General features: G+C 71.5%; 20 protein-coding genes and 1 pseudogene. 12 read left to right on the forward strand and 9 right to left on the reverse strand.

The features are described 5' to 3' along the window. Positions 1–207: 207 nt before the first annotated feature. The 4 genes from ACIQE0_RS16615 (at position 208) to ACIQE0_RS16630 (ending at position 3262) form a co-directional block, all read left to right on the forward strand. Positions 208–957 (forward strand): hypothetical protein, encoded by a 750-nt coding sequence (locus ACIQE0_RS16615; RefSeq protein ID WP_402332576.1) that lies wholly within the window; start codon positions 208–210, stop codon positions 955–957. A gap of 94 nt (positions 958–1051) precedes the next feature. After that, positions 1052–1963, forward strand: coding sequence for an aminoglycoside phosphotransferase family protein (locus ACIQE0_RS16620; RefSeq protein ID WP_402332579.1), 912 nt, complete (start codon positions 1052–1054; stop codon positions 1961–1963). Then, on the forward strand, positions 1964–2656 hold the full coding sequence (locus ACIQE0_RS16625; RefSeq protein WP_402332582.1) for a class I SAM-dependent methyltransferase: 693 nt from the start codon (positions 1964–1966) through the stop codon (positions 2654–2656). 27 nt (positions 2657–2683) lie between these two features. Beyond that, positions 2684–3262 (forward strand): hypothetical protein, encoded by a 579-nt coding sequence (locus ACIQE0_RS16630; RefSeq protein ID WP_402332585.1) that lies wholly within the window; start codon positions 2684–2686, stop codon positions 3260–3262. Positions 3263–3418: 156 nt separating this feature from the next. Here ACIQE0_RS16630 and sodN read toward each other — a convergent pair whose 3' ends face one another. Continuing rightward, positions 3419–3814, reverse strand: coding sequence for a superoxide dismutase, Ni (sodN, locus tag ACIQE0_RS16635; RefSeq protein WP_066973937.1), 396 nt, complete (start codon positions 3812–3814; stop codon positions 3419–3421). Between the two features lie 163 nt (positions 3815–3977). Here sodN and sodX point away from each other — a divergent pair, with 163 nt between their 5' ends. After that, the gene (gene sodX, locus ACIQE0_RS16640; RefSeq protein WP_402332589.1) at positions 3978–4418 is read left to right on the forward strand and encodes a nickel-type superoxide dismutase maturation protease; all 441 of its coding nucleotides are present in this window, start codon (positions 3978–3980) and stop codon (positions 4416–4418) included. Here the strand turns inward: sodX and ACIQE0_RS16645 are convergent. The 4 genes from ACIQE0_RS16645 to ACIQE0_RS16660 all read right to left on the reverse strand — a co-directional run bounded on the left by ACIQE0_RS16645 (position 4340) and on the right by ACIQE0_RS16660 (position 8546). After that, a complete protein-coding gene (locus ACIQE0_RS16645) occupies positions 4340–4951 on the reverse strand; it encodes a CGNR zinc finger domain-containing protein (protein WP_366335065.1) in 612 nt (203 codons plus the stop codon). The two genes, sodX and ACIQE0_RS16645, sit on opposite strands and share 79 nt — an antisense overlap. A 763-nt stretch (positions 4952–5714) precedes the next feature. Further along, a complete protein-coding gene (locus tag ACIQE0_RS16650) occupies positions 5715–6467 on the reverse strand; it encodes an amino acid ABC transporter ATP-binding protein (protein ID WP_366333935.1) in 753 nt (250 codons plus the stop codon). A gap of 53 nt (positions 6468–6520) precedes the next feature. Further along, on the reverse strand, positions 6521–7456 hold the full coding sequence (locus ACIQE0_RS16655) for an amino acid ABC transporter permease (protein WP_366333921.1): 936 nt from the start codon (positions 7454–7456) through the stop codon (positions 6521–6523). A gap of 106 nt (positions 7457–7562) precedes the next feature. Continuing rightward, positions 7563–8546, reverse strand: a complete 984-nt coding sequence (locus ACIQE0_RS16660; RefSeq protein ID WP_402332594.1) for an ABC transporter substrate-binding protein — start codon at positions 8544–8546, stop codon at positions 7563–7565. A gap of 582 nt (positions 8547–9128) precedes the next feature. On the opposite strand from ACIQE0_RS16660, the gene ACIQE0_RS16665 reads away from it, so the two are divergent. From ACIQE0_RS16665 to ACIQE0_RS16690, 6 genes are all read left to right on the forward strand, one after another. Next, positions 9129–10358 carry an NADP-dependent malic enzyme gene (locus ACIQE0_RS16665; protein ID WP_366333917.1) on the forward strand — a complete coding sequence of 410 codons (1230 nt, stop codon included), beginning with the start codon at positions 9129–9131 and terminating at the stop codon, positions 10356–10358. Positions 10359–10548: 190 nt separating this feature from the next. After that, entirely contained in the window at positions 10549–11511 is a 963-nt protein-coding gene (locus ACIQE0_RS16670; protein WP_366333915.1) for a zinc-binding dehydrogenase, read from the forward strand. A 39-nt stretch (positions 11512–11550) separates the two neighbouring features. Continuing rightward, positions 11551–12198 (forward strand): HutD family protein, encoded by a 648-nt coding sequence (locus ACIQE0_RS16675; protein WP_402332599.1) that lies wholly within the window; start codon positions 11551–11553, stop codon positions 12196–12198. Between the two features lie 108 nt (positions 12199–12306). Next, on the forward strand, positions 12307–12516 hold the full coding sequence (locus ACIQE0_RS16680; protein ID WP_039640853.1) for a helix-turn-helix domain-containing protein: 210 nt from the start codon (positions 12307–12309) through the stop codon (positions 12514–12516). Beyond that, a complete protein-coding gene (locus ACIQE0_RS16685) occupies positions 12516–13076 on the forward strand; it encodes a Clp protease N-terminal domain-containing protein (RefSeq protein ID WP_402332602.1) in 561 nt (186 codons plus the stop codon). Before ACIQE0_RS16680 ends, ACIQE0_RS16685 begins: the two co-directional genes overlap by 1 nt. Before the next feature lie 273 nt (positions 13077–13349). Beyond that, the gene (locus ACIQE0_RS16690) at positions 13350–14486 is read left to right on the forward strand and encodes a serine hydrolase domain-containing protein (protein ID WP_402332605.1); all 1137 of its coding nucleotides are present in this window, start codon (positions 13350–13352) and stop codon (positions 14484–14486) included. 113 nt (positions 14487–14599) lie between these two features. Here ACIQE0_RS16690 and ACIQE0_RS16695 read toward each other — a convergent pair whose 3' ends face one another. The 3 genes from ACIQE0_RS16695 to ACIQE0_RS16705 form a co-directional block, all read right to left on the reverse strand. Next, positions 14600–15784: a helix-turn-helix transcriptional regulator gene (locus tag ACIQE0_RS16695; RefSeq protein WP_402332608.1), complete on the reverse strand. Its 1185-nt coding sequence runs from the start codon at positions 15782–15784 to the stop codon at positions 14600–14602. Between the two features lie 2 nt (positions 15785–15786). Then, on the reverse strand, positions 15787–16683 hold the full coding sequence (locus tag ACIQE0_RS16700) for a DUF4097 family beta strand repeat-containing protein (RefSeq protein ID WP_402332611.1): 897 nt from the start codon (positions 16681–16683) through the stop codon (positions 15787–15789). A 202-nt stretch (positions 16684–16885) separates the two neighbouring features. Next, a complete protein-coding gene (locus ACIQE0_RS16705) occupies positions 16886–17068 on the reverse strand; it encodes a DUF6104 family protein (protein ID WP_366333903.1) in 183 nt (60 codons plus the stop codon). Positions 17069–17292: 224 nt separating this feature from the next. Here ACIQE0_RS16705 and ACIQE0_RS16710 point away from each other — a divergent pair. Beyond that, positions 17293–17523, forward strand: a pseudogene (locus ACIQE0_RS16710) (beta-ketoacyl synthase N-terminal-like domain-containing protein); the annotation flags it as partial. 171 nt (positions 17524–17694) lie between these two features. Here the strand turns inward: ACIQE0_RS16710 and ACIQE0_RS16715 are convergent. Next, positions 17695–21441, reverse strand: a complete 3747-nt coding sequence (locus tag ACIQE0_RS16715; RefSeq protein WP_402332614.1) for a multifunctional oxoglutarate decarboxylase/oxoglutarate dehydrogenase thiamine pyrophosphate-binding subunit/dihydrolipoyllysine-residue succinyltransferase subunit — start codon at positions 21439–21441, stop codon at positions 17695–17697. Positions 21442–21493: the final 52 nt, after the last annotated feature.

Below are 21493 nucleotides of genomic sequence, written 5' to 3' on the forward strand. Positions count from 1 at the left end.
GGGCTGTAAACCGCGTATACCGCTTCAACTGCCTCTCACCGTACCCACTGTGCGTGACGACGGGTTCACTAATCATCAGCCGCCCGGAACGGTGCAACCGTGATCCAGGTTCCCCCTTGGGCCGGGCGGCTTCTCGAAGTTCCGTACGCCTACACCGGTTTCGGGCACGCCTGTGTCTGAAACCGGCCGATCAGAGACGGAGACACGGTGACCACCATCGACACGACGGCCATCACGGTCGAGCTGCCCGAGGCGTTCGACGCGCGCTGGAGCCGCCTGCCCGGCATCCAGGTCGAGGGCCGGCGCATCACCATCGACCCGGCCGAGTACTTCTTCCGCTTCGAGTCCCACTCCTGGCTCGTCGCCGACTGGGAGCTGGTCGAGTCCCAGCTCCTGGAGGTGGACGAGACGACCGAGAGCGCGGTCGAGCAGCTTGCCCTCGACTTCATCAAGGCCCACGGACGGTCCACGGCGGATGCCGGCCTGGTCCTTCGCACCGCGTACGAGGTGTACGCGTACCTGTTCCGTGACGAGCACCTGGTCGGCCTCGGTCTGCCGCAGATCACCGCCGAACACCTGCGGATGCTGCGCGAGGCGGCGACGCTGATGGCGCTGAACAAGGTGGAGTTGGACGGGCGCATCTCCAACGTCGGCCCGTGCTGGTTCTTCCCCGCCGCCACCTCGGTCGTCTTCGACCTGGACGAGGAGAGGGGCGGGCTGCTCGACGAGGTCTACCACGGCGGCTGGTTCAACGAGCACCGCCGCATCGAATCCATCAAGGCCCACGTGGCCCTCGGTGGGCGGCTGGTGCACGGCTGCCAGTCCGTGCCGGACCAGTCCGGCGGCGTCGTGGCGCCCTACGGTGCGTCGATGGCCGTCTTCCACGACGACCTCGCGGCCTTCAAGACCGGCTGGATCGAGCAGGTCTACGCCCATCGCGTGAGCCCTGCCGCGTAGTCCTGCCGCGCAGCCCCCTGCCGACCAGGCTCCGGGGCGGGCCGGCATGAATCGCCCGCCCCGGACGCCTCCAACCTCGAACCGGAGCCCCCACATGGATACGAACCTCAACGCCGAGCTCCTGGGCAACCTGCTCACCATCGCCGGCCGACCCGGCCCAACGCGCGAGATGGTGCGCGTGTGGTCCATGTCCGGCGTCGAGCGTCTGACCTTCCCCGATGGCACCACCGCCATCTTCAAGTACGCGAAGAAGCCGTTCGACAACGAGGACCGGGCCCTCCGCCTGGCCCACACCCACGGCGTTCCGGTCCCGCAAGTCCGTGCCTCCGCCGTCGTCGGCGGCTGGCTCGGGATGCTGTTGGAAGACCTCGGTCCCGCAACCCGAGAGGCCGACGACCTCGACGGCGCCGCCGCGGCCGCGCTCCTCCACCGCACCCCTACGGCTGCCGCGCTGCCCGTCCTCGATCGCGATCGGCTGCGCATGCTGCCGAGCCGAGCCTTGGACCACCTCGATCAGCTCCGCAAGGGGGAACGGTGGCAGGACACCGACGACATCGAGGAGGCCCTCGATCGGATCGCCCGCGCTGCCGAGACCCGCTCGGCCGGGGCGACGATGGCTCCGTTCGGCTGGGTCCACTCGGAGTTCCACCCCACCAGCCTCCACATCGGCCAACGCGGCTGGCACCTGCTCGACTTCGCCCGCGCCTTCACCGGCCCCGGATTGCTCGACCTCGCCAGCTGGCACGGCACCCTCGACACCCCCGACCCCGTACGCCTGCGCGTCTTCCTGGAGACGTACGTCACCGAAGGCGGCACTCCCGATGCCCTCGCCGAACGCGGTGGGCTCGCCGTCGAGAAGTGGGCACTGGGCTGGCACCGCATGTGGGCCGTCGAATGGTTCATGGAGCAGGCCATCCACTGGATCAACGACCCGTCCACCGACCCCGCGTACCTCAAGACCGTCCGCCGCCACCTGACCGACATCCTCCGGCTCCTGGAGGTCTAGATGCTCGCCCAGGTTTCACCGTGGTACGCCCACGCTCTCCAGCGCACTGAGACCACCCCCGCCGAACCGCTGCCCGTGCCAGCCCGGATGGAGTGGACGACGCGGCCCGGCCAAGGCCCTGGCGCCGAGATATTCGGCATGGACCTGCGGGGCAAGCGGGCGCTGGAACTCGGCTGCGGCCCCGGCCACAACGCCGCCAACCTCGCCATCTGCCAGGGAGCCCGAATCACCGGCGTCGACCTGGTCGGGCTGCAGGTCCGTCGAGCCCGCTCGCACTACGGACGGTTGGGCAACCTCACGTTCGTCGCCGGCCACGCCCTGCACTACCTGCAGGCATCCGACGAGCGGTTCGACGCGATCTACTCCGTCTTCGGCGCGGTCGGCCTCGTCGCCCCCGAACTCCTGCTGCCTGCCATCGCCCAACACCTCAAGTCAGGCTGCACGTTGGCTTTCTCCACTCCTCATCCCCAGCGCGGTGGCAGACAACCGGCCGTCCATGGCCGGCCCTGTCGTGACTACGTCACCTTGCCCGACCGCAGCCGGATCCCGATCGCCCGTTGGGACTTCGACGCCGGCCGCTGGGAGAAGCACCTCGACAGCGCCGGCCTCCGGCTCACCTCGGCCCGGGAGTTCCACGACGCCCGCGCGGGCGGCTGGCCCACCACCTTGCTGATCACCGCACGCAAGCCCTGAAACCGCCCGGCTCCCACGGAGGAACCGATGCGCCTGCCCCACCTGCTCCTCGACATCGACGGCGTGCTCGTACCGTTCCCCGACGACCACGGGAACATCCCGGCCACCCACGTCCGCCACGACGTCGTCCCCACCGGCCGTAGCGCCGACGCCCCGGTCACGGTCTGGCTCAACGCTGCCGACGGCCCCATGCTCATGGACGTGATCCGCTCCGGGCTGGTCGCTCCGGTCTGGTGCACCAGCTGGCGCCAGGACGCCACCACCCTGATCGGGCCACTCCTCAGCCTCCCGCCCCTGCCGCACGTCGATCTTCCCCGGCCGCAGATCACCACCAGCCACCCCAACGGCTACCTCTGGAAACGCGACCACGTCGATGCCTGGCTGGGAGATGCACCCGCCATCTGGATCGACGACGACTTCACCAACCTCGACCACGCCTGGGCTACGGAACGCACCGACCGTGGCGCGGCAACGCTCCTTCTCCAACCCGATCCCTACGTCGGGCTGCGAGCCGAGCATCTGATGGAGGCTCTGGAATGGGCCGGGCAGTTGTCCGTTGCGCACGATGGTGAGCCTGGTGACTCGCGTGGAACCGGAGCGGCCTGACGTGATCACAGTGTCAAGCAGGTAGCTACGCCGACCTGCGGCCGGGCGCAAAACACCGCACCCGGCCCGCCTGCACCGTCGGCTTGCGACGGTGGGGCGGACCGGGTGCGGTGCGGCCGGCGGTCGGTGGAGCGCCGGTCGGGGCGTGAGCGGGGCTCAGGCCTTCTTGGTCTCCCAGAAGATCTTGTCGATCTGGGCGATCAGGTCCAGGGCCTTCTGGCCGGTGGCCGGGTCGTTCGAGCCCTTGGCCGCGCTGAGGGCCTTGAGGGTGTCGTTGACCAGCTGGTGCAGCTCCGGGTACTTCTCGAAGTGCGGGGGCTTGAAGTAGTCGCTCCACAGCACCGAGACGTGGTGCTTGGCCAGCTCGGCCCGCTGCTCCTTGATCAGGACGGCGCGGGTGCGGAAGTCCGCGTCCTCGTTGGCCTGGTACTTCTCCTGGACGGCCTTGACCGACTCGGCCTCGATACGGGCCTGGGCCGGGTCGTAGACACCGCAGGGCAGGTCACAGTGGGCGCTGACCCGGACCTTGGGGGCGAACAGGCGGGAGAGCATGTTCAGTCCTTCCTCGTGATCGTCTTCTCAGGTGCGAGATTACTCGGTGCGGGAAGGCTTTTCTCGGGTGCCCCGGGGGTCTTAGGGCAAAAGTCCGGTGTCGGGCCGGGACTGATGGAGGATGGTCCTGAGGGTACGACGGGGGCTGGACCAGGAGGTACGGATGCCGGAGCGGGTGCGCGAGCCGGAGCGGGGCGACGGCGCGGAGTCGGTGCGCGGCGGGCCGCTGCGGGCGTTCGGGCTGGCGGAGGTCTACAACCCGTCGATGGTGCCGACGCTCCAGCCGGGGGACCAGCTGGTGGTCCGGTACGGCGCGGTGGTGCGCCCCGGTGACGTGGTGGTGCTGCGGCATCCGTTCCGGCAGGACCTGCTGATCGTCAAGCGCGCGGTCGAGCGGCGGGACGGCGGCTGGTGGGTGCGCGGTGACAACCCGTTCGTGGAGAACGACAGCCGGGAGTTCGGGGCGGTCCCCGACGAGCTGGTGGTCGCCCGGGCCTGGCTGCGGGTGCGGCCGCCGCGCGGGCTTCAGCGCTCGCCGCGGGCGGTGGCCTCCTGGGCGCTCTCGGCGGTGCGGCCGCTCTCCCGGCGCTTGCGGGCGCGGTAGGCGGCCACGTTGGCGCGGGTGGCGCAGCGGTCCGAGCAGTAGCGCCGGGAGCGGTTGGTGGAGGTGTCCAGGTAGGCGTTGCGGCAGGGCTTGGCCTCGCAGATGCCCAGGCGGTCCACGCCCAGCTCGGTGAGGTGGAAGGCCAGGCCCATGCAGGCGGTCGCGGTGAAGCCGGCGGTGGCGTTGGCGGCGTGGTCGGCGATGTGCATGTGCCACTTGGGGCGGCCGTCGTCATCGCGGTACTCGTGGCCGGAGATCTGCGGGCTGACCGGGAACTCCATCATCAGCGCGTTCAGCAGGTCGACGGCGAGCACCTCGTCACCGCCGTCGGCGGCCTCGAAGACCGCGCGCAGCCGGGAGCGGACCGCCCGGAGCCGGGTGACGTCGCTCTCGGTGGCGCGCCGGGCGGCCTGCTGGGCGACGCCGAAGAGATCGCGGACCGCCTCGACCGTGGTGAGGCTGTCCCCGCCGCGCTCGGGCTGCTCGGTGTTGACCAGCCGCACGGCATAGTCCGAGTAATAGGCCAGTTCCACGTTGAGTCCTTACGGAGCTGCGTCTGAGGTGCGAGTGCCCAGAGGTAATGAGCCTTGTCTCAACGAGGGTATTACGCTTCGCCGCCCCGTCGTTTTGGCCGTGGGCCTCGCGGCCGGCGGTACCCCACGTTGTCGGCTTCCCCGCCGCGGGGGTTGCTGTTCTTCGCGCCTGCGGCGCGGGTCCGCTGCGCGGGGCTTGTCGGGTGCGGTGCCTGTCCGCTGCGCGGGGCTTGTCGGCCGCGGTGCCGGGTCTGCGGGGCAGGGGTGTGCCGGACTGCTTCGCTTTACGTCCGGCACACCCCTGCCCCGCAGACCCGTCCCCTCCCGCGTGTGGTGGGGAATTCAGGTGGGTGGGGGCAACTCCCGGTGGGTGGGCGCGGGTTGTGTGTTGCGTGGTGACCGTCAGAAGACCAGTCGTCTCAGCACCGACTGGGGAATTCCCACCCTCCAACGGGAGGGGACGGGGCTGCGGGGGTGGTGTGTCGGACGTAAAGCGCAGCAGTCCGACACACCACCCCCGCAGCCCCGGCACCGCACCCGACAGCCCCGCGCAGCGGCAACGCCCGCCGCAGGCGCCACGGCTGGAGAGCCGACGACGTGGGGCGAGGCCCCGCACCGCGGCAACGCCCGCCGCAGGCGCCACGGCTGGAGAGCCGACGACGTGGGGCGAGGCCCCGCACCGCGGAACCGCGCCGCGGGCGCGAAGAACAGCAACCCCCGCGGCGCGGGAGCCGACAACGTGGGAAGCAAACCAAGCGCAGCGTCAAAGCACCTTGGACAGGAACGACTGGGTCCGCTCGTGCTGCGGGTCGGTCAGTACATCGCGCGGGTGGCCGGACTCGACGACCACGCCGTCGTCCATGAAGACCAGCGAGTCGCCGACCTCGCGGGCGAAGCCCATCTCGTGGGTCACCACGACCATCGTCATGCCGTCGGCCGCCAGGTCCTTCATCACGTCCAGGACGTCGCCGACCAGCTCCGGGTCGAGGGCCGAGGTCGGCTCGTCGAAGAGCATCAGCTTGGGCTCCATGGCCAGGGCCCGGGCGATCGCCACCCGCTGCTGCTGGCCGCCGGAGAGCTGCGAGGGGTAGTTGCCGGACTTGTCGCCCAGCCCGACCCGCTCCAGCAGTGCGCCCGCCCGCTCCCGCGCGGCCGCCTTGGACTCGCCCTTGACCTGGACCGGCGCCTCCATGATGTTCTCCAGCGCGGTCATGTGCGGGAAGAGGTTGAAGCGCTGGAAGACCATGCCGATGTCCCGGCGGCGGGCGGCGACCTCGCGGTCGCGCAGCTCGTAGAGCTTGCCGTTGTGCTCGCGGTAGCCGACCAGTTCGCCGTCGACCGACAGCCGGCCGGCGTTGATCTTCTCCAGGTGGTTGATGCACCGCAGGAACGTCGACTTGCCGGAACCGGACGGGCCGATCAGGCAGAAGACCTCCCCGGGCGCCACCTCCAGATCGATCCCCTTGAGGATGTGCGCGGTGCCGTAGGACTTGTGGACGCCCTCGGCCTTGACCATCGGGACGACGGCCGCGCCGGAGTCCTTCTCCGCGGTCGTGCTCGTGCTCTTGCTCATGCCGCACCTCCGGCGCGGTTCAGGCCGGCCAGCTTCGCCTTGACGCGCTGGAACGGGGTGGGCGGAAGCTGGCGGCTGGCGCCGCGGGCGTAGTAGCGCTCCAGGTAGTACTGGCCGATGCTGAGGACCGTCGTGGCGATCAGGTACCAGGCGGCGGCCAGGACCAGCATCTCGACCACCACACCGGAGTCCCGGCCGACGTTCTGCGCGGCCTGGAGGAGGTCGTAGTACTGGACGGCGATGACCAGTGAGGAGGTCTTGAGCATGTTGATGACCTCGTTGCCGGTCGGCGGCACGATCACCCGCATCGCCTGCGGCACGACGATCCGGCGCAGCGTCTTGGCGTGGCTCATGCCCAGCGCGTGCGCCGCCTCGGTCTGGCCCTCGTCGACGGCGTTCAGACCGGCCCGACAGATTTCGGCCATGTACGCGGCCTCGTTGAGGCCGAGGCCGAGCAGCGCGCACAGGAACGGGGTCATGAAGTCCGACCACTCGTCCTTGTAGATCGGCATGATGTCGATGTACTGGAAGACCAGGCCGAGGTTGAACCAGAGGAAGAGCTGCACGTAGACCGGGGTGCCGCGGAAGAACCAGACGTAGAACCACGCGACGGACTTGGTCACCGGGTTCTTGGACTGCCGCATGACGGCCAGGACCACGCCCAGCACGATGCCGATCACCATCGACAGCACGGTGATGAACAGGGTGTTGCGCAGCCCCTTGAGGATGTCCGCGTTGAACATGTACTCCGGTATCGCGCCCCAGTTGACCTTGCCGGCGGCGAAGGCCCGGACGAGCAGGACCACCAGCCCGACGACGACGAGGGCGGCGACCCAGCGCCCGTAGTGGCGGACGGGGACGGCCTTGAGGGGCTCGGGCTGGGGCGGGGCGGCGGCCGGCGGCTCGGCCGGCTTGTCGACGTCAACTGACACAGGGTTGCCTTTCAGCGTGTGGCGGGAGAGGCGTAACGAGGGCCGCGCGGACCGCGCCGGCCACTGCGGGACGAACCGGCGGTTGCTGCGGGACGGGCCGCCGGCTTCAGGAGCCGCCGTTGATCTTCACTTCCTTGACCCCGGCGTCCTTGACGTTCCACTTCGCCAGGACGCGGTCGTACGCGTGGTTCTTGATGACCAGCTCCACGGCCGCCTTGATGGCGTCGCGCAGCTTCTCCTGCCCCTTGGGGACGGCGATGCCGTACGGGGCCGCCTTGAGCGGGGCGCCGCCGACCATCTGGAAGTCGTTGCCGCCGCCGGAGACCTTCACCGCGTAGGCCGCGACCGGGTAGTCGCTGGAGACCGCGTCCACGCCGCCGGTCCGCAGCCGGGTCTGGGCCTCGGAGTCGTTGTCGAACGCCTCGATGGAGATCGACGGTTCTCCGTTGGACTCACAGGCCTTGGACTTGTCCTTGGCCAGGTCGTGGGAGACGGTGCCGCGCTGCACGGCGAGCTTCTTGCCGCACATGGTCTCCCAGCCGTCGATGCCCTTGGTCTTGCCCTTCTGCGTGTAGAGCGAGACACCGACGTTGAGGTAGTCGACGAAGTCGACGCCCTCGCCGATCTTCTTGCCGGTGGTGGAGTCGATGCCCTCCTGCCGGTCCTTGGTGTCCGTCATCGCCGACATCGCGATGTCATAGCGCTGGGACTTCAGACCGCCCATGAGGGTGTCGAAGGTGGCGTTGTTGAAATTGAGCTTGATGCCCAGTTCCTTGCCGATGGCCGCCGCGAGATCCGGATCGATGCCCTCCACCGCGCCGTTCGAGCGGAACTCCACCGGCTTGTACGTGATGTCCGAGCCGACCTGGAGCATCGCCTTGTCCTGGACGTCCTTGGGCAGCTTGTTGAAGAGCGGGGCGTGCGGATTGCGGTTCTTCGCCGCCTCCCGCCGGGCGATCGCCGCGTCGGTCTGGTCACCGCAGGCGCTGAGCAGCAGCAGCGAAGCGGTGACCGTGGCTATTGCGACAGCAGTCTTGACGGACCTACCGGGCCTGCCGGCCGCCGCGCGACGGGTGGTATCTGCGGTCATGCGGATCCTCCTGCGGTTGGGTAACCGACGTGCCAGTGTGGGCAGCCGATGTGCTGGTGAGAAGGGGTTGGGCACACACCTTTGGGCACCTTTGGGCGTCGCGCCCTCGGTCGGTGACGGAATCTTGCCATCCGGACTCCGGTATTCGGACTGTCGTTCAGGTCAAAATCGGATAACGGACGGCTGGCGTTCACTACCGGCCTTGCGGCGCAAGGGGGTCGGCCGCCGGTGGCGCGAAAGGCGAGCGCCGGCGAAGCGGCGGTGTCTCGGAATCCGGACAGAAGCAGGGCGCGTTCAGGGTTTTCGGGCACTGCGTCGCTATTGTCAAAGCCTTGTGCCGGATTGTCTGAGCGTTGTACCGACAAGTAACGAATCTGACTCGTCGGCGCGTACATCCGTCCGGTAAAAAGGGTCGCTACACCCCTCATCCGGGGCTCAGGGCGCGTGTGCGGCGCGCCCGGCGTCCGTACCTCCCCCGCGCGGCGGCCATCCGCCCGCGCAGGACACGGGCGCGGTGCCCGCCCACCCCCCAACCAGGGAGTGGCCACCCTCAACAGATTTATGACAAAGGGGTCAAAGAAAGTGGCAGCGGAGATCGTCAATCCTCGCAGCGTCAGCGAGACCGGTGCGGAAGAGGGCGCGGACGGCACGTCCGGCGGACCCTTCGACCCGGCCTTCGCGCTGCACCGCGGCGGCAAGATGGCCGTGCAGGCAACGGTGCCGGTGCGCGACGCGGACGACCTGTCCCTCGCGTACACGCCCGGCGTCGCCAAGGTGTGCAGCGCCATCGCCGAACAGCCCGAGCTCGTGCACGACTACACATGGAAGTCCCAGGTGGTCGCCGTCGTCACGGACGGCACCGCGGTGCTGGGCCTGGGCGACATCGGCCCGGAGGCCTCCCTTCCCGTGATGGAGGGCAAGGCCATCCTCTTCAAGCAGTTCGGCGGCGTGGACGCGGTTCCGATCGCGCTCGCCACCACCGACACCGACGAGATCGTGGACACCGTCGTCCGGCTCGCGCCCTCGTTCGGTGGCGTCAACCTGGAGGACATCTCGGCGCCCCGGTGCTTCGAGATCGAGCGCAAGCTCCAGGAGCGGCTGGACATCCCGGTCTTCCACGACGACCAGCACGGCACCGCGGTCGTCACCCTGGCCGCGCTGCGCAACGCCGCCAAGCTCACCGGGCGCACGCTCGGCGACCTGCGGGCGGTCATCTCGGGCGCCGGCGCGGCCGGTGTCGCCATCGCCAAGATCCTGGTCAACGCCGGCATCGGCGACGTCGCGGTCTGCGACCGCAAGGGCGTGGTCTCGGCGGACCGGGAGGACCTCACCGACGTCAAGCGCGAGCTGGCCGGCTTCACCAACAAGGCCGGCCTGGCCGGCTCGCTGGAGACCGCGCTGGACGGCGCGGACGTCTTCATCGGGGTCTCCGGCGGCACGGTGCCGGAGGCGGCGGTGGCGACCATGGCGAAGGACTCGATGATCTTCGCGATGGCCAACCCCAACCCGGAGATCCACCCGGACGTCGCCCACAAGTACGCCGCGGTGGTCGCCACCGGGCGCAGCGACTTCCCCAACCAGATCAACAACGTGCTCGCCTTCCCGGGCATCTTCGCCGGCGCCATGCAGGTGCGCGCCGCGCAGATCACCGAGGGCATGAAGCTCGCCGCCGCGGAGGCGCTGGCCGCCGTCGTCGCCGACGAGTTGAGCGCGGACAAGGTCATCCCCTCGCCGTTCGACGAGCGGGTCGCCCCGGCCGTCACCGCGGCCGTCGCGGCCGCCGCCCGCGCGGAGGGCGTCGCCCGGCGCTGACCCGCCGCCGCGGACACCGTTGACGGGCCGGACCGGCACCCGCGAGGGTGCGGGTCCGGCCCGTTCGGCGTTACCGGCGGTGGCCGGAAAGGACGAGGGGATTCCGGCCGTCCGCGGTCCCGCCCGCAGGCGGTGCGTGTCACACCCGCGCCCGCTGTCGCGGGGCGCGCCGGCGGCCTACGTTGGGATCATGTTTGCTGCCTACGCCGCCCGCATCGACCGCGACCAGCCGCTGACCGGCCTGGAATTGGGGGAGCGCCCGGCCCCCACCGCCCGCCCCGGCTGGACCACCGTCGACGTCAAGGCCGCCTCCCTCAACCACCACGACCTGTGGACGCTGCGCGGCGTCGGGATCGGCGAGGAGTCGCTCCCGATGATCCTCGGCTGCGACGCCGCCGGCGTCGACGAGCACGGCAACGAGGTCGTCCTGCACTCCGTCATCGGGCAGACCGGCCACGGCGTCGGCCCCGACGAGAAGCCCTCCATCCTCACCGAGCGGTACCAGGGCACCTTCGCCGAGCGGGTCACCGTGCCCGCCTGGAACGTCCTGCCCAAGCCCGCGGAGCTCTCCTTCGAGGAGGCGGCCTGCCTGCCCACCGCCTGGCTGACCGCGTACCGGATGCTGTTCACCAACGCCGGGGTCCGGCCCGGCGACAGCGTGCTGGTGCAGGGCGCGGGCGGCGGGGTGGCGACCGCCGCCATCGTGCTGGGCGCCGCCGCGGGCCTGCGGGTCTTCGCCACCAGCCGGGACGAGACCAAGCGCAAGCGGGCCGTGGAGCTGGGCGCCGAGGCGGCGTTCGCGAGCGGTGAGCGGCTGCCCCGGCGGGTGGACGCGGTGATCGAGACGGTCGGCGCCGCCACCTGGTCGCACTCGGTGAAGTCGCTGCGCCCCGGCGGCACCCTGGTCATCTCCGGTGCCACCAGCGGCTTCACGCCCAAGAGCGGGGAGTTGAACCGGATCTTCTTCCTGGAGCTGAAGGTCGTCGGCTCCACGATGGGCAGCAAGGAGGAGCTGGCCGGACTGCTCAGCTTCTGCGCCGCCAAGGGCATCCGGCCGGTGATCGACTCGACGCTGCCGCTGGACCGGGCGCGCGAGGGCTTCGCCAAGATGGCCGAGGGGGAGCTCTTCGGCAAGGTCGTGCTGACGGTCTGAGGGACCGCGGCCCCTCGGGTGCGGGAAGGGAGCGGGGACGTGCGGATCCTTCGGGCGGACGGGCGGGCGGCCGTGCCGTGGCGCAACGGCGGCGGGCTCACCCGCGAGGTCGCGGCGCACCCGCCGGACGCGGGCTGGGACGCCTTCGCCTGGCGGGTGAGCCTGGCCGAGGTGACCCGGGACGGGCCGTACTCCCCGCTGCCCGGCGTCCGGCGGATCCTCACCGTCGTCGACGGCGGCGGGCTGGAGCTGACGGTGGACGGCGCCGTGCACCGGCTCCCCGGCCGTCACCGCCCCTTCGCCTTCCCCGGCGCCGCCGCCACCGGCTCCCGGCTGCTCGACGGCCCGGTCGTGAATCTGAACGTGATGGTCCGGGAGGGGCGGATGGCGGCGAACGTCGTGATGGTGCGCGGGAGTCGGGAGGTGCCGGGGGAGCGGACCGTGGTGGTGGTCGCGGTGGAGGGTGAGACCCGGCTGGGGGCGGCGGGGGCGGGGCCGGAGGAGCCGGGCGTGCGGCTGGGGCGGTATGACGCGGTCGTGCTGGAGCCGGCGGGGCAGTCGGCTGGGGAGGGGACGAGGGGCGCGGCGGCGCCCGTGGTGGTGCGGACGGAGGGGGTTGCGGCGGTGATCGAGCTGGCCGACCTTCCGTCCGGCGACGCGTCTGGAGCTCCGTCCGGCGTCAGTTAACTCAAGTGCGGTTGTGGCCAAGGGGGTTGAGGTGAGTGAGTGGCCTGCGGACGCCCGCCCTGTCAATGCTGGTTGACAGATGACGGGTGTCAATCTAGGTTGACGGCCATGACCGAGGCAACGGATCTCGCCGCGCGGGCGAGCGACCCGGACCCGCGCGCCGGCCTCCGCGCCGTGGCCGCGCTCCGCCGGCTGCTGGAGCAGTTGGAGGCCGTACAGGTGCGCAGCGCCCGCGCGAAGGGCTGGTCCTGGCAGGAGATCGCCGCCGAGCTGGGGGTCAGCCGGCAGGCGGTCCACAAGAAGCATGGGAGGCGTTGATGTTCGAGAGGTTCACGGCCGCCGCCCGGGCGGTGGTGGGGAGTGCGGTGGCGCACGCGGACCGCACCGGAAGCGACACCGTCGGCGAACCGGAGCTGCTGCTCGCGCTGTTGGATCAGCGGGACTCCCTGGCCGCGGCGGTGCTCGACGGGCTCGGCGTACCGCGGCCGGCGGTCGCCGACGCGCTGGCGGCGGACCGGCGGCGGGGCGGCCTCTCCGCGGCCGACACGGCGGCGCTGGCCGGGCTGGGGATCGACGTGGACGCGGTCGTGGCCCGCGTCGAGGAGGCGCACGGGGCCGGGGCGCTGGCCGGCGGAGGCCGTCGGGCCGGCCGCGGGAAGCGGGTGCGCCGGACGTTCTCGCCGGAGGGCAAGGCGGTGTTGGAGCGCGCGCTGCGGATCGCGGCGGGCCGCAGGGACGGGTACCTCGGCGACGAGCATCTGCTGCTGGCACTGACCACCGGGTCCGGCCCGGCCGGGGTGGCGCTCGCCGGCCACGGGGCGACGTACCAGGCCGTGGTGCGGGTCCTGGCGGCGCGGTCCACGGGGCGCGTGGGCTGAGGCGGTGGGCGGTGCCCCCGTGGCCTGTCGCCTGCCGGCTGCTTGCCCGCCTGCCCCGTGGCGCGGCCCGCGTCCGCCCGCGCGCGAATTCGGTGGAGCCGGCGGGGCCGCGCTGCGTACCGTGATCCGGTTACCGGTCGGCGGCCGGCAGTCGGCGGCAGGTGTCCGCCCCTGCCCGCCCGCGGGCCGACGAGGGCCGAAGTGCCCGCAACGGCAAGGGAGTACGTGGTGTCGGGTCGGGGGGACCTCCCAGGGGTGGCCGGCGGAGGCCGGGTGGACGAGGGGTTCGGCGCCGTCGCCGAGGAGTTCGCGCGGAACTTCACCGAGCGCGGGGAGCTGGGCGCGGCCGTCACCGTCTACGTCGGCGGACGCAAGGTCGTGGACCTCTGGGGCGGGACCGCCGACGCGCGGACCGGGCGCCCCTGGGAGGCCGGTACCGCGGTGCCGGTGATGTCCTGCGCCAAGGGGATGCTCGGCGTCAGCGCCCATCTGCTGGCCCAACAGGGCGTCCTGGACCTGGACGCGCCGATCGCCGCCTACTGGCCGGAGTTCGGGCGGCACGGCAAGGAGCGGATCACCACCCGGATGATGCTCACGCACACCGCCGGACTCCCGCTCGCCGAACGGGCGTTGACGTTCGAGCAGATCATGGCCTGGACGCCGATGATCGAGGCGCTGGCGGAGCAGCCGCCGCTCTGGGAGCCCGGCACCGCGTACGAGTACCACGCGCACGCCCTGGGGTTCGTGCTCGGCGAGGTCATCCGCCGACTCACCGGCAGCAGGCCCGGCGCCTACTTCCGCACCGCGATCGGCGACCCGCTGGGCCTGCGCGCCTGGATCGGGGTGCCGGAGGAGGAGATTCCGGCGCTGGCCAGGCTGGTCGAGGCCGAGGGGCGCCCGGCCCTGCCGCCCGCCGACTCGCTGATCATGCGGGCGCTGACGCTGCACGGGGCGGTGCCCTTCCCGGGCCTGGACGATCCGCACGGCTACAACGCGCCGGCCGTGCTGACGCGGGAGTTCCCCGGGGCCGGCGCGGTGTCCTCGGCGGACGGGCTGGCGGCGCTCTTCGCGGCCGCCACGACCGGTGTCGGGGGCGGGCCGCGGCTGCTGAGCGAGGAGACCGTCACCGACGCGGTCGAGCGGCGCTCGGGCGGCCCGACCTTCTCGGGGCTGCCGGACTTCGGCGCGCGCAACGGCACCGGCTTCCTGGTGGACTCGGCGTTCCGCCGGCTGCTGGGGCCGCGCTCCTTCGCCACCAGCGGCGCCGGCGGCCAGTTCGCCTTCGGCGACGATGAGTTCGGGGTCGGCTTCGGCTACGTCACCAACCGGCTGGGCGGCAGCGGCGACGTCCGCGCCGAGCGGCTGATCGAGGCCGTCCGCGGCTGCGTGGGGGCGGCGGCCGCCGCCTGAGCCGGGGCGGCCCGGCGGCCGGTGAGCGGGCGGGCGCACCCCGTCCGCGCGGCGCCGCCGCCCGCCCGCACCGCCGGCCTGGCGGGGGACCGCCCCGCGCCCGCGCCGCCCTCCTACGCCTCCTCGCCGGGCCCCTTCCCGGCGTCCGGTGCCGCGTCCGGGCGGCGCAGCAGCGCGCCGACGTGGGCGGCGGCCGACGCCAACCGGCGGCGGGACTCGGTCAGTTGCTCGGGGGTGATGCCGTGGTCGCGGGCCGCGTCCCGCAGGTCGTCGCGGAAGCGGTCCAGCAGGCGGTCGAAGTCGCGGGCCGGATCGCCGGTGCCGGGCTCCGTGGCCCACGCGGGCGCGGGCGGCTCCTGGGGAGCGGGTGCCTCCTCGGCGGCCGGCGGTGCGGTCTCCTCGGAGGGCGCCGGCTCCGGGGCCTCCTTGGTGAGGTCGATCCGCTCGGCCGCGGCCCGCGGGCCGTCCGCGGCGCCGGGCTCCCCGGCGTCCGGGGCCGACGGGCCGCGCTCGCCGGCCGGGCCAGTGCCGGACGGGGCGCCCGTGAAGCGGCCGACCTCGCGGGAGACCTCGGCCAGCGCGTCCTTCAGCGCGGTCGACCAGTCGCCGCTGCGCACCGCCCCCTGGGCCTGGTCCTGGACGTGCCGGATGACCCGCTGGACCTCCTCACGGGCGAACACCTGGGCGTCCCGGGCCTGTTTGCGGGCCCGCTGGGCGTCCTGCTTGGCGCGCCGGCTCTCCTCCTTGGCGCGCCGGGCCTGCTCCTTCCACTCCTCCTTGGCGCGCCGGAACTCCTCCTTCGCCTGCCGCCAGGCGTCCTTGTCGCCGAACGCGCCGTCGAAGTAGTCCGACGCCTCGGGGAACGGCCGCCCGCCGCCCGGCGCCTTGCGGCCGGCCTTGGCGCCGCCCGCGCGGGCCTGCCGGGCGGCCTCCTTGACCTCCCGGCGCAGATCGCGCGCCGAACCGCTGACGTCCTCGCGGATGTCGGAGGCGAGCGCCGCCACCGACTCCCGGATCTCCAGCTCCAGTTCGGCCAGTTCGCCGCCGCGGTCGGCCAGTTCGGCGCGGCCGGCGTCGGTGATGGCGTAGACCTTGCGGCCGCCCTCGGTGGTGTGGGACACCAGGCCCTCGGCCTCCAGCTTGGCCAGCCGGGGGTAGACCGTGCCGGCGGACGGGGCGTAGAGGCCCTGGAAGCGCTCCTCCAGGAGGCGGATGATCTCGTAGCCGTGCCGCGGGGCCTCGTCGAGCAGCTTGAGGAGGTAGAGCCGCAGGCGGCCGTGGGCGAAGACGGGGGGCATGCTCAGAGCACCTTCTTCCCGGCGGGCGGGGTCGTGGGGGAGGGGGCGTCGTCCGAACCGCCGGCCGGGCCGTCGTCCGGCTCCTCGGGGGCGGGCCGGCGCAGCAGGGCGAGGGCGCCGGAGACCGTGGTGGCCCTGAGCCGGCCGGTGCCGGCGCCCAGCGAACCGGTGATCCGCTTGGCGCCCCACTGGCCGGTGACCCGCAGGTCGTCGAAGGCGTTGGTGACCACCCCGGTGGTGGTGCCCGCCTCCACCCTGGCGTCGGCCGGGTCGGGCAGCCGGATGGCGATCTCGCCGGAGACCGTGGTCAGTTCGATCTCCGCGCCGGTGGCCGGATCGAGGTCCAGCACCATGTCGCCGTTGACGGACTCGGCGCGCACCGCGCCGGTGCCCTCGACGACCGTCAGATCGCCCGAGACGGAGTGGAAGCGGAGGTCGCCGGTGAGCGCCTGGGCCTCGACGCCGCCCCCGACGGTGTCCGCCCGGACCGGGCCGGAGAGGCCGACGAGGGTGCCGTCGCCGGTGACCCCGCGCAGCTCCGTGGGGCCCGAGATGCCGGAGATCACCGCGCCGGCGCCGACCACCGCGACCTCGACGCGGGTGGCGGCCGGCACCGTCACCGAGACCACCGCGCTGCGGTGCCACCCCTTGGGGTCGAGGAGCTTCAAGAAGCCCTTCCAGGGCAGGTCTTCATAGCCGACGGAGAGGGTGCCGTCCTTGTAGGAGACCGACAGCGGCGGGCCGTCCACCGCGGAGACCTCCAGACGGGCCGGGCCGTCCTCGGAGGTCCCGACGACGTTGACGGTGCCGCTCACCAGGCGGACGGTCAGGGCGCCGACGGGTTCTTCGAACTCCCACGTGCGCGGCCCGGGAACCGTCCACTCGGACTGGGCTGACATACCTGGCCTCCCCTGGGTAGGCGGACAACGCAACATATCGCGTCTTCCTTCAACACGATATATCGCAGCCTGCGGGAGTCAAGTGGTTCCGACCCTGACGGTGCCCTGATATGACCCTTCCGTTCGCCCTAGGGGATGGCGGCCGCCCCGGGCAGGCCGCCACTCCGTTCTCCGCTGCCCGTCCGTTCCCCGGGCCCTGCTCCTACTCGTCGTCGTCCTCGTCGTCCAGCCGGGCCAGCCAGGTGGCCAGCCGCTCCACCGGGACCTCGAAGTCCGGGTTGAGGTCGACGAACGTCCGCAGCTGGTCGGCCAGCCACCCGAGGGTGACCTCCTCCTCGCCGCGCCGGTTCTCCAGCTCCTCGATGCCGCGGTCAGTGAAATACACGTGCTCTCCACCTGGGGTCATGGGGACTTTGCGCCAGGATAGGCGGGCCCGCCGCCCCCGCCGCCGGCGCCGTCCGGGCCCGCCCGCACCCGCCGGGCGGCCCCGGCCCCGGCACCGCCCCTTCGAGCGGCATTCGAGGTTTTCTCAAGCCGGTGCTGTGAGCGTCGGAACCGTAGAAGGCTTTGGCTGATTTCGGTATCCATCGGGCAGCACGGGGGGCGGTCATGAGACGCAGAGTGGCAATCACCGGGATAGGCGTCGTCGCGCCGGGCGGAAACGGAACCAAGGAATTCTGGGACGGCATATCCGCCGGGCGCACGGCCACGCGGGCCATCTCGCTCTTCAACGCCGACGGCTACCGCTCCCGGATCGCCGCGGAATGCGACTTCGACCCGGCGGCCGCGGGGCTGACCCCGCGCGAGATCCGGCGGATGGACCGGGCCGCGCAGAGGGCCGCGGCCGTGCTGTTCCTGGGCTCCGCGGCCAACGGCAACATCACCGGCGAGGACCTCGCGGTCGCCGGCGGACGCTGACCGCGGCCGGCACGGCAAAAGGGGGCGGCCCCCACGGTCATCACCGTGGGGGCCGCCCCTTTCCCAGCTTGTTCAGCCGCGGTGGTCAGACGCTCACGCGTCGAAGACCTCCGCCACCAGCTGCGCCTGCTCGGCCTGGTGCCGCTTGGCGGAGCCGACCGCCGGCGAGGAGCTGTGCGGCCGCGAGATGCGGCGCAGGCGCTCACCGTGCGGGACGTCGGCGCCGACCGCCAGGTCCAGGTGGTCGATCAGGTTGAGGCCGAGGAACGGCCAGGCACCCTGGTTCGCCGGCTCCTCCTGCGCCCACAGGTACTTCTCGGCGTTCGGGAACTTGGCGATCTCCGCCTGGAGCTCCTTGCCGGGCAGCGGGTACAGCCGCTCGATGCGGACGATCGCGGTGTCGAACGCGCCGCGCTTGGTCCGCTCGGCCTCCAGGTCGTAGTAGACCTTGCCGGCGCAGAAGACGACCTTGCGGACGTCCTCGGGCTTGACCGCGCTGTCGCCGATCACCGGGCGGAAGCCGCCGGTGGTGAACTCCTCCGCCTTCGACGCCGCGGCCTTCAGACGCAGCATCGACTTCGGGGTGAAGACGATCAGCGGCTTGTGGTGCGGGTTGTGGACCTGCCAGCGCAGCAGGTGGAAGTAGTTCGACGGCAGCGTCGGCATCGCGACCGTCATGTTGTTCTGCGCGCACAGCTGGAGGTAGCGCTCGATCCGGGCCGAGGAGTGGTCCGGGCCCTGGCCCTCGTAGCCGTGCGGCAGCAGCAGGGTGACGCCGGAGGTCTGGCCCCACTTCTGCTCGGCCGAGGAGATGAACTCGTCGATGACGGTCTGGGCGCCGTTGGCGAAGTCGCCGAACTGGGCCTCCCACATCACCAGCGACTCCGGGCGGGCCAGCGAGTAGCCGTACTCGAAGCCCATCGCCGCGTACTCGCTCAGCAGCGAGTCGTAGACGTTCAGGCGGGCCTGGTCCTCGGACAGGTAGAGCAGCGGGGTGTAGTCCTCGCCGGTCTGCCGGTCGATCAGCACCGCGTGGCGCTGGCCGAACGTGCCGCGGCGGGAGTCCTGGCCGGCGAGCCGGACCGGGGTGCCCTCCATCAGCAGCGAGCCGATGGCCAGGGTCTCGCCCATGCCCCAGTCGATCGTGCCTTCCTCGATCATCGCCATCCGGCGCTGCAGCTGCGGCAGCAGACGCGGGTGGACGGTGGTGTGGTCGGGGATGTTGACCTGGGACTCGGCGATCCGCTTGACGACCTCCGCGGAGACCGCGGTCTCCACGTGGACCGGGAACTCGGCCTTCGGCTGCGGCACCTCGGGGGCGACCGGCGTCGTCGTGGCGTCGCGGACCTCGGTGAAGACCTTCTCCAGCTGGCCCTGGAAGTCCTGGAGCGCCTGCTCCGCCTCTTCGAGGGTGATGTCGCCCCGGCCGATCAGCGACTCGGTGTAGAGCTTGCGCACCGAGCGCTTCTTGTCGATCAGGTCGTACATCAGCGGCTGGGTGAAGGCCGGGTTGTCGGTCTCGTTGTGGCCGCGGCGGCGGTAGCAGATGAGGTCGATGACCACGTCCTTGTTGAACGCCTGGCGGAACTCGAAGGCGAGCCGGGCGACGCGGACGACGGCCTCGGGGTCGTCACCGTTGACGTGGAAGATCGGCGCCTCGATCATGCGCGCCACGTCGGTGGCGTACATGGAGGAGCGGGACGCCTCCGGGGCGGCGGTGAAGCCGACCTGGTTGTTGATCACCACGTGCACGGTGCCGCCGGTGCGGTAGCCGCGCAGCTGGGACATGTTCAGCGTCTCGGCGACCACGCCCTGGCCGGCGAACGCCGCGTCACCGTGGAGCAGGACCGGCAGGACGGTGAAGTCCGTACCGCCCTTGTTGATGATGTCCTGCTTGGCGCGGGCGACACCCTCGACGACCGGGTCCACGGCCTCCAGGTGGGAGGGGTTGGCGGTCAGCGAGACCTTGATCTGCTCGCCGTCCAGGCCGGTGAAGGTGCCGTCGGCGCCCAGGTGGTACTTCACGTCGCCGGAGCCGTGCATCGACTTCGGGTCGAGGTTGCCCTCGAACTCGCGGAAGATCTGCGCGTAGGACTTGCCGACGATGTTGGCGAGGACGTTGAGGCGGCCGCGGTGGGCCATGCCGATGACGACCTCGTCCAGCCGCGCCTCGGCCGCGGAGTCGATGACCGCGTCCAGCATCGGGATGACGGACTCGCCACCCTCCAGCGAGAAGCGGCGCTGGCCGACGTACTTGGTCTGGAGGAAGACCTCGAACGCCTCGGCGGAGTTCAGGCGGCGCAGGATGCGCAGCTGCTCGTCGCGCTCCGGCGACTTGTGCGTGCGCTCCACCCGGTCCTGGATCCACTTGCGCTGCTTGGGGTCCTGGATGTGCATGAACTCGATGCCGGTGGTGCGGCAGTACGAGTCGCGCAGCACGCCCAGGATGTCGCGCAGCTTCATCATGGACTTGCCGGCGAAGCCGCCGACCGCGAACTCCCGCTCCAGGTCCCACAGGGTGAGGCCGTGCTCGGTGATGTCCAGGTCGGGGTGCTTGCGCTGGTGGTACTCCAGCGGGTCGGTGTCGGCCATGACGTGGCCGCGGACCCGGTAGGCGTGGATCAGCTCGAAGACCCGCGCGGCCTTGGTGACGTCGTCGTCGTGCGACGCGTCGATGTCGCGCATCCAGCGGATCGGCTCGTACGGGATCCGCAGCGACTTGAAGATCTCGTCGTAGAAGTCCTTCTCGCCGAGCATCAGCTGGCTCATGATCCGCAGGAACTCGCCGGAGGCGGCGCCCTGGATCACGCGGTGGTCATAGGTGCTGGTCAGCGTCATGACCTTGGCGACACCCAGCTTGTTCAGGGCGTCCTGCGAGGTGCCCTGGAACTCGGCCGGGTAGTCCATCGCGCCGACGCCCATGATCATGGACTGGCCGGGCATCAGACGCGGCACGGAGTGGACGGTGCCGATGCCGCCGGGGTTGGTCAGCGACGCGGTGACCCCGGTGAAGTCGTCCATCGTCAGCTTGTTGTCCCGGGCCCGGCGGACGATGTCCTCGTACGCCTGCCAGAACTCGAAGAAGGTCATCGTCTCGGCCTTCTTGATGGCCGCGACGACCAGCTGGCGCTCGCCCTTCGGCTTGACCAGGTCGATGGCCAGACCGAGGTTGATGTGCGGGGGCTTGACCAGCGTCGGCTTGCCGTCCTTCTCCGCGAAGGAGTAGTTCATGGCCGGCATGGCCTTGAGCGCCTGCACCATCGCGTACCCGATGAGGTGCGTGAAGGAGACCTTCCCGCCGCGGGCGCGCTTGAGGTGGTTGTTGATGACGATGCGGTTGTCGAACAGCAGCTTCACCGGGACCGCGCGGACGGACGTGGCCGTCGGCAGCTCCAGCGAGGCGTTCATGTTCTTGGCCACGGCCGCCGACGGGCCGCGCAGCGTGACGAGCTCGGGACCCTCGGGGGCCTCACCGGTGGCGACCTTGGCCGCCGGAGCAGACTTCACCGCGGGCTTCGCGGGGGCGCTCTTGGCCGGCGCGGGCGCGGCGGCAGCCGGCTGCGCGGCGGGCTTCGACCCGGCCGCGGCAGGAGCCGCGGCGGGCGCCGACGGGGCCGGGGCGGCCTCCGCTGCCGGCTGGCTCGGCGCGCCCGCGCCGCCCGGCTTGTAGTCGGCGAAGAAGTCCCACCAGGCTCGGTCTACCGAGTTCGGGTCCTGGAGGTACTGCTGGTAGATCTCGTCGACGAGCCACTCGTTGGAACCGAACGCGGCAGCGGGATTCTTCCGCTGCTCTTCCTGTTCGGCCGAGACACTCGCACTGTTGGGGGACTGTAGCGACACGGCGGCAACCGCCCTCTTCCGCTTCCTAAGGTGGTGGACAGCGGGAATAAAG

Origin of the sequence: Streptomyces sp. NPDC093097 (assembly GCF_044754325.1) — a bacterium.
Classification (GTDB): domain Bacteria; phylum Actinomycetota; class Actinomycetes; order Streptomycetales; family Streptomycetaceae; genus Streptomyces.

Bases quoted from the DNA above. Each gene is read 5' to 3' on its own strand.
- ACIQE0_RS16685 (WP_402332602.1), top strand. From the start codon at position 12,516: ATGTTCGAGAGGTTCACGGCCGCCGCCCGGGCGGTGGTGGGGAGTGCG.
- sodN (WP_066973937.1), bottom strand. From the start codon at position 3,814: ATGCTCTCCCGCCTGTTCGCCCCCAAGGTCCGGGTCAGCGCCCACTGT.
- ACIQE0_RS16660 (WP_402332594.1), bottom strand. From the start codon at position 8,546: ATGACCGCAGATACCACCCGTCGCGCGGCGGCCGGCAGGCCCGGTAGG.
- ACIQE0_RS16625 (WP_402332582.1), top strand. From the start codon at position 1,964: ATGCTCGCCCAGGTTTCACCGTGGTACGCCCACGCTCTCCAGCGCACT.
- ACIQE0_RS16630 (WP_402332585.1), top strand. From the start codon at position 2,684: ATGCGCCTGCCCCACCTGCTCCTCGACATCGACGGCGTGCTCGTACCG.
- ACIQE0_RS16670 (WP_366333915.1), top strand. From the start codon at position 10,549: ATGTTTGCTGCCTACGCCGCCCGCATCGACCGCGACCAGCCGCTGACC.
- ACIQE0_RS16650 (WP_366333935.1), bottom strand. From the start codon at position 6,467: ATGGTCAAGGCCGAGGGCGTCCACAAGTCCTACGGCACCGCGCACATC.
- ACIQE0_RS16700 (WP_402332611.1), bottom strand. From the start codon at position 16,683: ATGTCAGCCCAGTCCGAGTGGACGGTTCCCGGGCCGCGCACGTGGGAG.
- ACIQE0_RS16695 (WP_402332608.1), bottom strand. From the start codon at position 15,784: ATGCCCCCCGTCTTCGCCCACGGCCGCCTGCGGCTCTACCTCCTCAAG.
- sodX (WP_402332589.1), top strand. From the start codon at position 3,978: ATGCCGGAGCGGGTGCGCGAGCCGGAGCGGGGCGACGGCGCGGAGTCG.
- ACIQE0_RS16620 (WP_402332579.1), top strand. From the start codon at position 1,052: ATGGATACGAACCTCAACGCCGAGCTCCTGGGCAACCTGCTCACCATC.
- ACIQE0_RS16680 (WP_039640853.1), top strand. From the start codon at position 12,307: ATGACCGAGGCAACGGATCTCGCCGCGCGGGCGAGCGACCCGGACCCG.